Source organism: Novosphingobium naphthalenivorans NBRC 102051 (assembly GCF_001590985.1).
In the GTDB taxonomy this organism is placed as follows: domain Bacteria; phylum Pseudomonadota; class Alphaproteobacteria; order Sphingomonadales; family Sphingomonadaceae; genus Novosphingobium; species Novosphingobium naphthalenivorans.
The window spans coordinates 1-11,096 of the sequence record NZ_BCTX01000113.1; the positions used below are offsets into that span (position 1 = coordinate 1).

The window sequence follows — 11,096 nt, forward strand, 5'->3', positions numbered from 1 at the left end:
GGGCGCCCGCCAGCAGCTCGCGGAAGTGCGAGAGGCGGCGCAGCGAGGGATCGTTGTGATAGGCCGCATCGACGGCACCGGCGATCGTGGCGAGTTCCTCCGGCCCCCTGGCTTCGAGCAGCACGCCCAGCCAGTCACGCAGGAAGGCACGGTTCGCCGCGGTATCCGGCAGGGCAAGGGGATTGAAGCCCGTCGGATGACCCGCGGCGATGCGGCTGTAGCGGCCGCCAATTCCGCGCAGGAACACTTCAGCACCGCGATCCTTGTCGAACAGGATCGTGCGCGGGGCGAACTTCTGCGCCTGCGCGGCGAGGAAGTTCATGACTACGGTCTTACCGGAACCCGACGGACCGATGACGGTAAAGTTACCGAGGTCGCCCTGGTGGAAGTTGAAGAAGAACGGCGTCGAGCTGGTGGTGGACAGCAGCGTGACCGCGTCGCCCCAGTGATTGCCGCTCGCCTGCCCCATCGCGAAGCCGTGGAGCGAGCCGAAACAGGCCATGTTCGCGCTCGAAATCAGCGCGCGGCGGACAATGAAGCTCTCGTTGCCGGGCATCTGCCCCCAGAACGCAGGCTCCAGATTGACGTCCTCGCGCACCGCGACGGCACCGGCATCGGCCAGAGCGGCAGCGCAGGAGGCGGTCACTTCGTCGAGCGATTCAAGCGAATCGGCGCGCACCAGCACCGACAGGTGATGATCGCCGAAACCGACCGAGCCCGTGCCCAGAGCATCGCGCGCGGAGGTCATCTCGCGGCGTTCGGCCACGGCTTCCTCGTCCGCCGAGCGCAGGCGACGAATGGCGAGATCGATGCGTTCGCGCGCGATCTGGCGATCGCTGGGCGCATAGGTCTCGGTCAGCACCAGTTCGCAGGGCAGGCGCAGCAGCGCGTCGGTTAGGCCCGGCGCGGTCGAATCGGGATAGTCCTTGAGGCTCACGATCGAACCGACCGTGCCGCGCCCGTTGGCGCCGCGCAGTTCGAGCGCATCCATGCCGAAATTGACGCGGCGATAGCCCAGCATGTGGCCGATGTCGGTCTCTTCGGCCGGGCGGCGCACCGGGCGCATCTCGCCGTTATAAAGCGCGCTCAGCAGTTCGAGCACTTCCGAGCAGGTCCCGACCTGCCCTTCGTACTCGCCCAGAAGCCGCGCGCCGTAAGCGCCGAGCGAGGCGACCATGGCATTGGCGGCAGCACGCAAGGCGCGAACATCGGCAGGATCGGCCTCGGCCGGAGCACTGCCCTTGTTCTTCATGAAGCGCGAGAACCGGTCCGCCCAGCCCGCCTTGCCGCGCGCGGGACGGCGCACCAGGGTAATGAACTGGTCGTTGACGAACAGCGCCCCCGAGCCGGTCCGCGCCCGCCAGCGCGCATCGATATGCGCGGCGAGCGGATCTTCGAAATGCCCTTCCATCTCGATTTCCACGCGGCGGCGGATTACGTGATGATAGAGCATGAAACGCGCATCGAGCGTGGAACGCAGCAGCACTTCGCGCGTGGCGACGTGGGCATTGAGCTCGTCAGTGTCGGCCGTTTCGAACGCCAGACCCGGCACCATCAGCGAGAGCATCACCGAACCGTCGCGCAGCAGCAGGACATTCTCGTCCACCAGCGCCGCATAGGGCAACCGGTCGCCGACGAGGACTTCCTTGGCGCCCCAGCCCTTCAGCGGCGATTTCTTGCTCTTGCTCATAACTCCCCTTCCCCGCTTCCGCTCAGGGCGCGTAGCTGTTGCAGCCCCAGCGCTGCCAGTTGGCAACGCGCGGACACTTGCTGACCTTGGCGATCCACAGGTCAAACACGCGCGGCTCCCGCAAGCAGGCGAGATACCCTATACCATGAATCGCGGCCGCTGCAGGCAGGGCCCAGAAACTTTTGGTGATGAGGAAGATTTCCGTCGTCACCGCGGCATTGATGATGAAGAAGCTGTAGGTCACGCCCGCGAACATCTGCGGCCGCGTGAGCGCACGGTGCACCGGATAGCGAGCGAGTCCCATCAGCCGCCCCCTCAGCCCACTGCCGCCTGCTGGATGCCCGAGACGATCGCGCCGGCGCCGAACAGGATGAACACGCCGATGATGACGGTGGCGCCAAAGCGCCAGTTCAGGCGCCCGGTCAGCATCATGAAGCCGACAGCAGCCACCGCCATGACGGCCACGGCCGTGGCGACATTGCCCAGCAGCGTGCCCTGCAGCCAGCCGAGCGCGGCCACGATCGGGCCACTGCCGGCCGGATCATGAGCCACTGCCTGCGCCTGCGCGCCCGCCGGGGCCAGAACCGCAAAAAGTGCCGCAAAAGCGCCAAAAACACCGCCAAGCTTGCGGCGCGAAATCTGAACGTATCGAATCACCATACCCTCCGTATGAGCGCCCATTGCGCCATACTAATGACAAGTATGTGACGACAACACGGCCATTCTTACGCACATGTTGCAGGAATTTTCCGGCTGGCTGACGGAAACGCGCAGAGGGCGCCGGTTTCAGCCGGCGCCCTCACCCCGCAACAGTTCCCGTAATATATAAAGTGCGCGACCCGAGGCCCAGCGCGCCCGGCTGTTCGGTTCAGCGCGAAGCCTGCGCCGTGGAGGCAAGCAGCCGGCTGAGCGCAGTGCGCGCGGCCAGACGTGAATCCATCCATGAGCCGTCGGCAAGCTCCAGATCATAGCGGTCATGGCTGGCGATCGCGGCCCGGTACGAGGCGATCGCCTTGGCCGTCAGCCCGGCCCCGGCATAAGCCGTCCCCAGATTGATCAACGCGGCAGGATCCCCGGCCCGCACGGCGTCGCTGGTCTCCAGCTTGCGCAGCGCCGCCCCCGAGCGCCCACCGGCAAGCTCTTCATAGGCAACGTCCTGCGTCTTGTCCGCAGTGGGGGTTTCGACCGCAAGCGAGAAGGCCGACTGGCCCAGGAGCGCGGCGGTCATCAGGGCGGTAAGGGACATGGCAACTCTCCCGTAATTGACTATCGATTGCAGGGTATCTTCTGCCTCCCAATGCGATTTCGCAACAAAATGACGCAAGTGTCATAAAAGTGCAATTAAACCGTGATTCGCTCAGAAATCCGCGAGTCGCGGGCACGCCCCCACCGCCAGTCGGACAATGGTCATATTACCGTCGTATAAGTGAAGATTACTGTCACTGTATTGCCAACAAACCGTCACCCCCCCCGCCTAGAGGCGGCCTGCAACGAGGGCGGAATCGCCGCCTCGTCCGCGACTCGAACACGGGGGAATCAACGTGAAGAAAATTTCCGGTCTGCTGCTCGTTGGCTGCAGCGCTCTCGCTCTCGCCGGCTGCGGTGCTGACGACATCTCGTCGCCGGGTGCCGGCAGCATCACCATCAACAACGGCACGTCGACGCCGACGCCGACCCCGACGCCCACCCCGACTTCGACCACCGTGGTCGCTGCGGACAGCTGCCCGACCACCGGCGGCGTGACCCTGACCAACGACGGCGTCATCTCGGGCCCCGAAGGCACCTGGCGCGTCTGCACCCTGCCCGCGCTGATCGACCAGAGCTCGGTCCTGTCGAAGGTCGACGGTGTTCTCTACCGCCTCAACGGCCGCGTTGACGTCGGCTGCGACGGCGGCTTCACCGCCCCGACCACCGCTGCGCCGTTCACCACGACCACCGCAAGCTGCAACAGCAAGGTCCTGACGGCAGACACCAACGTCACGCTCACGATCGATCCGGGCGTGATCGTCTATGGCGAAAACGGTTCCGAACCGGCCTGGCTCGCCGTCAACCGCGGCAACAAGATCAGCGCGACCGGCACTGCCGCGCAGCCGATCGTCTTCACCAGCGTCCAGAACGTTCAGGGCAGCAACGACGACAGCTCGCAGGGCCAGTGGGGCGGCGTCGTGCTGCTCGGCCGCGGCATGGTGACCGACTGCAACTACGGCTCGACCGCTGCCGGCACCTGCGAGCGCGACACCGAAGGTTCGGTGAACAAGGCTGTCTTCGGCGGTTCGGACAACAGCTACAACGCCGGCACCATGAAGTATGTCCAGATCCGTTACTCGGGCTACGTGCTCAGCAACGGCAAGGAACTTCAGTCGCTGACCGCGGAAGGCGTCGGCTCGGCCACCACGCTCGACTACTTCCAGTCGGTCAACAGCTCGGACGACGGCGCTGAATTCTTCGGCGGCAAGGTGCAGTTCAAGCACTACATCGCGGTCAACGCCGACGACGACAGCCTCGACACCGACACCGGCCTGCAGGGCTTCTTCCAGTACGTGCTGCTGCTGCAGCGCGACGGCGGCGGCGATGCCCTGATGGAAATCGACTCGAACGGTGCCGAAACCGACACCCCGCGTCAGGTCCTCACGGTTGCCAACTTCACCGGCGTGCAGCCCAGCGTCAGCTCGAACAACGAATCGAACGACCAGGCTTCGGTCATGATCCGCGGCAACTCGGACGTCACTTACGTGAACGGCATCATCAACACGCCGAACAACGAGTGCATCCGCATGAACGGCTCGGGCACGGTTCCGGCAACGCTCAAGGCCTATTCGACGGTCCTGAGCTGCAACGCCACGAAGTTCCTGAACACCGGCACGTATGCCAGCGCCACGCCGGCTGCCGACGCTTTCGCCGCGGGAACCAACAACAACACCGCTTTCACCTCGACGCTCACGAGCACTTTCGTGAACGGCACCAACGAGAGCGGCGTCACCGCCTATGCCGACATCAAGACCATCTCCACGTACTTCGACACGGTGACCTACATCGGTGCCGTCAGCGGTGCGTCGGACACCTGGTACACGGGTTGGACCTGCGACAACACGACCGCCGACTTCGGCTCGGGTGAGAGCTGCACGGCGCTGCCTGTCACCTGATCTGGCCGCCCAATAACGACGACAGGGGGGCGGTCCATTTCGGCCGCCCCCTTATTCGCATCAGATACTTGTTCCAGGGGGACATCCAATGACCAAGCCGCGGCTTGTTTCGCTGCTGCTGCTTTCCACCACGATTCTGACGCCGTCTCTGGCGTGGGCGCAGGAAAGCACGACGCCGACCGCTTCGAGCGACGAAGACACTCAGGCAACGCCTGCCGAAGACGAAGCCGAGGCCGCAGGGCCCGACGTCTCGCTGCCCGGCGGCGCGATCATCGTTACCGGCCAGCGCAACCGCAACGTGCAGAAGACTTCGACCGAAGTCATCTCGGTCCTGTCGACCGAGGAAATCGCACGCACCGGTGAAGGCGACATCGCCGGCGCTCTTGGCCGCGTGACCGGCCTTTCGGTGGTCGGCAATGGTTATGTCTATGTGCGCGGCCTGGGCGACCGCTACTCGCTGGCGCTGCTCAACGGCTCGCCGCTGCCGAGCCCCGAACCGCTCAAGCGCGTGGTTCCCCTCGATCTGTTCCCCACCAGCGTCGTGGCCTCCTCGCTGGTGCAGAAGAGCTACTCGGTGAACTTCCCCGGCGAATTCGGCGGCGGCGTGATCAATCTCACGACGCAGGCTGTCCCGGAAGAGAGCTTCATCAAGATCGGCGGCGGCTTCACCTGGGACACCGAAACCACCGACAAGCTCAGCTACACCTATTATGGCAGCAAGACCGATTGGACGGGCTGGGACAACGGCAACCGCAACATTCCTTCGGTGCTGCAGGACTACTTCAACTCCAACACCGTCATCTCGCCGTCCAGCGACCTGGCCAAGGAACTTGGCGGCTATCTGGTGAACGGCCGCAATGCGGTCATCCAGAAGGTCAACAAGACCCAGCCCAACTTCTCGGGCAACATCACGGCCGGCACCTCGTTCGACCTTGGCGGCGCGACGCTCGGCGTGATCGCTGCGGCGGGCTATTCGAACACGACCCAGACCAAGGACATCACTCGCCAGCGCGCGCAGGGCATAACTGCCGCCACCGACCAGCTGTTCGAAAACTTCAACGCGGTGAACACCGACAACCGCATCGTCGGCAACGGCCTGCTGGGTCTTGGCCTGGAGTGGGGTGACAACCAGATCCGCTGGACCAACGTCTATATCCACGACACGATCAAGCACACCGGCCTCAGCCTCGGCAAGCGCGAGAACAACCTGCAGGCCGACTACATGCGCCAGTCGACCGGCTGGTACGAACGCCAGCTGATCGACACCCAGTTCGTCGGCAAGTTCAAGCCTGCCGACGACACCCAGATCGACGTTCGCGCAGGCTATGCCAACTCGAAGCGCCTGGCGCCGTTCGAGATCGAAGCCGAATACCTGCGCACCAATGTCGATTCCGACAGTTACGGCTCGCAGTTCGTCAACCGCCTGGGCAACGGCAACCAGGACCCGACGACCATCACCTTCTCGCGCCTGAACGAAGACGTGTGGTCGGCCGGTGCCGACGTGACGCACAACTTCGCTCCCGGCTGGTCGGGCACGGTGGGCTATGCCTACCAGATCAACACCCGCACCAACTCGCGCCGGTCCTTCGCAATCTATGCCAACGGCAACGCGACGCAGATCTCGAACTTCGGTCTCCTGCGTCTCGACGTTCTGCTGCAGCCGGGCACCTGGTACGTGGGCGACAACGGCGTCAACTACAACCTGGAACTGCGCGAACCCGATGCCAGCACCGCGCTGTTCGATTCCCGCCTGCTCAACCACGCGTTCTACGCCAAGGTCGATGGTCAGCTGACTGACAAGCTTTCGATCGATGCCGGCGTGCGCTGGGAATATGCCAAGGAATCGACGCTCCTGCGGCCGATCGGCGCAGATCCGACGCAGGCGACCGACCTCAAGAACGAGTACTTCCTGCCGGCCGTCACGCTGACCTACGAAATCGAGCCGGGCATGCAGGTCCGCCTCAACGGTTCGCAGACGATTGCCCGCCCGCAGTTCCGCGAACTGCTGTACCAACCGTTCTACGATCCCGACACCAACCGTACCTACCAGGGCAACCCGTTCCTGGAAGACAGCAAGCTGACCAACGCCGAAGCCCGCTTCGAGTGGTACTTCGACCGCGATCAGCGCGTCTCGCTCGGTGCCTTCTTCAAGAAGATCGACAAGCCGATCGAATCGTTCCTGACGGGCACGGAAACGTTCGTGACGTCCTACGCGAACGCACCGACCGCGAACCTCTATGGCGCCGAGCTGGAACTGCAGAAGTACTTCTACCTCGACAGCCTGGGCGGCAAGTTCTTCGAGAGCCGCAGGCTGGTCCTGATCGGCAACTACACCTACACCAAGTCGGAGATCAAAGTGGGCGAGAACGACACCGTTCGCGTCTACGGCGCAGGCACCGGCACCTCGCTCGCCACCGACTACTTTGTCGATGGCGCGCCGCTCACCGGCCAGTCCGAACACATCGCCAATGTGCAGATCGGCCTGGAAGACACCGAGAGCCTGTCGCAGCAGACGATCCTGCTCAACTACGCCAGCAAGCGCGCGGTCAGCCGCGGCCTTGCCAACTCGGGCCAGCCGGACATCTTCGAATATCCGGGCCTGACGATCGACGTGGTGATCCGCCAGGGCTTCATGATCGGCGACAAGGAAATCGAACTCAAGCTGGAAGGCCGCAACCTGACCGGCCGTGGCCACTTCGAATACCAGAAGTTCGACGACGGCAAGGTCAACTACAACACCTATGCCCTCGGCCGCATGTTCTCGGCATCGGCTTCGATCAAGTTCTGATCTGTTTCCTCACCGGAAGGTCCCTGCCCTTCCGACGGCACCTACACGGCCCGGTCGCAGCAATGCGGCCGGGCTTTTTTTCGTCTTCCCCATCAGCCCTGCATCGCGTAGGCAGGCCCCGTCATCTGGGGAGTAGCCGTCCGCCCTTCCCCGGCGGAACCTGTCGTCAACATACTCGGCCGAGAGGCCGTGGCGCACAGGAGAACGGGCCACCGTTCGGGCAAGACCAATGACGCTTGCGGTTTCGTCCGGCCGGGCGGGGTCCGTATGCGTCGTTGCGTGCTACCCGCCCGGCCCGGAGAATCTGCTTGGAAGCCCTCATCACCTCCACTGCCGTGGTCGCGCTCGCCGAGATCGGCGACAAGACCCAGTTGCTTGCCATCGTGCTGGCCACCCGTTTCCGCCGCCCCTGGCCGATCATCGCCGGCATTCTGGTGGCCACGCTGGCCAATCATTTCCTCGCCGCACTGGCGGGCGAGCAGGCCTCGGCTTTCCTCGACGGACTGTGGTTCCGCTACCTTGTTGCCGCAAGCTTCATCCTGATGGCCGGGTGGACGCTGATCCCCGACAAATTCGACGAGGACGAGGAAGCGAAACCCCATCGCTTCGGTCCGTTCCTGGCCACCGCCATTGCCTTCTTCCTGGTCGAGATGGGCGACAAGACCCAGTTGGCCACGATCGCGCTGGGAGCCCGGTTCCAGAGCGTGATCCCGGTAATGACCGGCACCACGCTGGGCATGATGATCGCCAATGTGCCGGCCGTATTCCTGGGCCACGAAATCATCCGGCGCGTGCCGCTGGCCACGGTGCGCATGATTGCGGCCTTGCTGTTCCTGGCCATTGGCCTGTGGCTGCTGGCCCAGACGGCGGGCTGGATATGAGGTGCATATGCGGCACGGAACCGGATACCGGGGTTTCGCCACGGCGCGCGGCCTGATAGGTCTCTTCGCGCCATGGCTTCCTCGCCCATACTCGATGGCCTGCTGACCGCTGGCGGCCCGTTGCGCCTGATCGAAGAGGGGATCTGGTCGGTCATGCCCGCAGATACGGTGTCACAGCCTTACGACGGCCGCGCCCGGCTCTATGACCGGCTGATCGGCAGCCGTATCTACAATCGCCTGGCCTGGGGCACGTCGCCTGCGTCCTACACCGCCTTTGCCCGCAAAGCCGCGCAATCGGGCACAGGCGCCTTGCTCGATGCGGGGTGCGGAACTCTGGTCTCTACGGCAGCCGTCCATGCCGGAGCCTCCCGGCCGACCATTCTCGTCGATCTCTCCACGGACATGTTGAGAGCGGCGCGGAACAGGCTGGTAGCTCTGGCCGGGCGCGTCCCCGAGCAAGTGGTGCTCGTCCAGGCCGATCTGACCGCGCTGCCGTTCCGGGATGGTGCGTTCGGCAGCGTGCTGTGCCCCGGCATGCTCCACCTTTTCGAAGACGTGGAAGCGATCACGCTGGAACTGGCCCGCGTCGCCGATCCGGCAGCCTGCCTCTTCGCGACAAGCCTTGTGGCCGAACGATGGCTTGGCAAGCGCTACCTCTCTGCCTTGCACCGGGCCGGCGAGGTCGCGCATCCCCGGCGGTTCGCCGAACTCACGTCACGCCTGAACGGCCCCGCATCCGGGCTGGAAACGCCCATAGACGCACGCCTTGCAGGGAGCATGGCCTTCCTGACGGCAAGACGCGCCCGCGTCTGACCGCAAGGCCGTTTCCGGTATAGCGCGCCTGCCACCGCCCCCCACGCGCACAAGCCTGCGAATTCCCGAACTCCCAACAGAGAATGAAGCCCGTCCCTACGTGTCCTTGCGTAGGCCTCGCAACACCTGAAACTGTGAACTGCGAGCTACATCGCATGACAGCTATTTAACTTGACGGACTGGATGGCCCCTTTGGGAGGGCGGTCTCCAACCGGAAACAGCGCCAAAAAACTCCCAAAAGGAGGGCACATGCTTGATTGGTTCGAAAAGAAAGCGTCGATACGCGAGAAGTTCAAGGTTCTGCTGTGGATCCACGGCGGGCTTGGGCTTGTGGGACTGGTGACAACTGCTCTGGCCGTAACCGGGGGCATGTCTGGCATCGCTCTGATCGCCGTTGCCGCCGCGGCCTGGGTTGCCACCGTCGCGGCCGTACTGGTTTCCGGCGATCGCATCTGCACCCCTTATGTCAATACTGTCGAGCGCATGGAGGCCTTGGCCGCCGGGGACACGAACAGCGAAGTTCGCTACACCGATTACGAGGACTGCGTCGGCCGCATGACCAAGGCCATGGCTGCCTTCCGCGACAATGCCGTCCAGGTGCAGAAGAACAATGAAAGTCAGCAAATCGTCGTGGCCCGCCTCGGCGAAGCGCTCAAGGCCTTGTCTGGCAACCGGCTCGATTGCGAAATCCGCGATATCTTCCCGCCGGAATACGAAGCCCTGCGGCGGGACTTCAACAGTGCCGTGGTATCGCTCACCGATACCATCTCGACGGTCCAGCGCACGGCCAATGCCGTCCTTACGGGCTCATCGGAAATCCATACCGCCTCCGACGACCTTTCGCGCCGCAACGAGCAACAGGCGGCCAGCCTGGAGGAAACGACGGCCGCGATGAATCAAGTGACGCAGGGCGTCAACGAATCCGCCACAGCCGCGGTCGGCGCCCAGCATTCCATTTCCAACGCCCACCGCGAGGCCACCGAGGGCGGCCAGGTCGTCGACCGGGCGGTGCACGCCATGGGCGCGATCGAACATTCGGCGCAGGAAATCCGGCAGATCATCGGCGTGATCGACGGGATCGCCTTCCAGACCAACCTGCTGGCGCTCAATGCCGGCGTGGAAGCGGCGCGTGCTGGCGATGCCGGCAAGGGCTTTGCGGTGGTCGCCAACGAAGTGCGCGCACTCGCCCAGCGTTCGGCCGATGCTGCCAAGGACATCAGCGCGCTGATTACGGCATCGTCGGAGCAGGTCGAAAATGGCGTGAAGCTGGTCGGCGAAACCGGCGAGCTGCTTTCCAAGATCGTTGCCCGCATCGGCGAGGTCAACGCGCAGATCTCCGGGATTGCCGAAAGCGCTCAGAGCCAGGCCGCCAGCCTCACCCAGGTCAATGCCGCGATGGGCGAGCTGGATCAAGTGACCCAGCAGAACGCCGCCATGGTGGAAGAGGCCAGTGCCGCAACCCGTTCGCTGTCGGACGAAGCGCGCGAGCTTTCCATGGTCGTCGGCCAGTTCCGCTTCAACGGCGGCGCTGCACCGGTCCAGAAAGCCCGCACGGCAAAACCGGCGAGTGCAGCGAAACCGGCAAGCACGCCGCGCCCGGCACCCCGGAAGGCTCCGCCTCCGCCGCCGGCCTTCGACGGCAATCTCGCGCTGAAATCCGACCCCAGCGAAGACTGGTCTGAGTTCTGAACCCGGCCTGGACGGACCAGAACGCAAGAAATGACCCGGTGGCGGCCTGGGGGCTTCAGTCTCCCGGCCGCCTAGGACCAATCGACATTCAG

Annotated in this window: 9 protein-coding genes and 1 riboswitch; of the genes, 5 read left to right on the top strand and 4 right to left on the bottom strand. The window is 64.3% G+C overall.

The window, feature by feature from the left end; genetic code table 11:
• The 4 genes from NN5_RS22515 to NN5_RS22530 all read right to left on the bottom strand — a co-directional run.
• Positions 1-1,690: VirB4 family type IV secretion/conjugal transfer ATPase (locus tag NN5_RS22515; protein WP_067738562.1), on the bottom strand; the 1,690-nt coding region annotated here is incomplete at its 3' end.
• A gap of 22 nt (positions 1,691-1,712) precedes the next feature.
• A complete protein-coding gene (locus NN5_RS22520; RefSeq protein ID WP_067738564.1) occupies positions 1,713-1,994 on the bottom strand; it encodes a VirB3 family type IV secretion system protein in 282 nt (93 codons plus the stop codon).
• A gap of 11 nt (positions 1,995-2,005) precedes the next feature.
• The gene (locus NN5_RS22525) at positions 2,006-2,350 is read right to left on the bottom strand and encodes a TrbC/VirB2 family protein (RefSeq protein WP_067738566.1); all 345 of its coding nucleotides are present in this window, start codon (positions 2,348-2,350) and stop codon (positions 2,006-2,008) included.
• A 208-nt stretch (positions 2,351-2,558) separates the two neighbouring features.
• On the bottom strand, positions 2,559-2,936 hold the full coding sequence (locus tag NN5_RS22530) for a hypothetical protein (protein ID WP_067738569.1): 378 nt from the start codon (positions 2,934-2,936) through the stop codon (positions 2,559-2,561).
• A gap of 295 nt (positions 2,937-3,231) precedes the next feature.
• Here NN5_RS22530 and NN5_RS22535 point away from each other — a divergent pair, with 295 nt between their 5' ends.
• The 5 genes from NN5_RS22535 to NN5_RS22555 all read left to right on the top strand — a co-directional run bounded on the left by NN5_RS22535 (position 3,232) and on the right by NN5_RS22555 (position 11,004).
• Entirely contained in the window at positions 3,232-4,833 is a 1,602-nt protein-coding gene (locus tag NN5_RS22535) for a beta-helix domain-containing protein (protein WP_067738574.1), read from the top strand.
• An 88-nt stretch (positions 4,834-4,921) separates the two neighbouring features.
• A complete protein-coding gene (locus NN5_RS22540) occupies positions 4,922-7,621 on the top strand; it encodes a TonB-dependent receptor domain-containing protein (RefSeq protein ID WP_067738579.1) in 2,700 nt (899 codons plus the stop codon).
• A 112-nt stretch (positions 7,622-7,733) separates the two neighbouring features.
• Positions 7,734-7,913, top strand: a riboswitch (yybP-ykoY riboswitch).
• Positions 7,914-7,929: 16 nt separating this feature from the next.
• Complete coding sequence (locus NN5_RS22545; protein WP_067738583.1) at positions 7,930-8,502, top strand: TMEM165/GDT1 family protein; 573 nt, start codon at positions 7,930-7,932, stop codon at positions 8,500-8,502.
• Between the two features lie 72 nt (positions 8,503-8,574).
• Entirely contained in the window at positions 8,575-9,315 is a 741-nt protein-coding gene (locus NN5_RS22550; RefSeq protein WP_067738585.1) for a class I SAM-dependent methyltransferase, read from the top strand.
• Between the two features lie 249 nt (positions 9,316-9,564).
• Positions 9,565-11,004 (top strand): methyl-accepting chemotaxis protein, encoded by a 1,440-nt coding sequence (locus NN5_RS22555; protein WP_067738588.1) that lies wholly within the window; start codon positions 9,565-9,567, stop codon positions 11,002-11,004.
• Positions 11,005-11,096: the final 92 nt, after the last annotated feature.

Bases quoted from the DNA above. Each gene is read 5' to 3' on its own strand.
- NN5_RS22525 (WP_067738566.1), bottom strand. From the start codon at position 2,350: ATGGTGATTCGATACGTTCAGATTTCGCGCCGCAAGCTTGGCGGTGTT.
- NN5_RS22540 (WP_067738579.1), top strand. From the start codon at position 4,922: ATGACCAAGCCGCGGCTTGTTTCGCTGCTGCTGCTTTCCACCACGATT.
- NN5_RS22520 (WP_067738564.1), bottom strand. From the start codon at position 1,994: ATGGGACTCGCTCGCTATCCGGTGCACCGTGCGCTCACGCGGCCGCAG.
- NN5_RS22530 (WP_067738569.1), bottom strand. From the start codon at position 2,936: ATGTCCCTTACCGCCCTGATGACCGCCGCGCTCCTGGGCCAGTCGGCC.
- NN5_RS22550 (WP_067738585.1), top strand. From the start codon at position 8,575: ATGGCTTCCTCGCCCATACTCGATGGCCTGCTGACCGCTGGCGGCCCG.
- NN5_RS22555 (WP_067738588.1), top strand. From the start codon at position 9,565: ATGCTTGATTGGTTCGAAAAGAAAGCGTCGATACGCGAGAAGTTCAAG.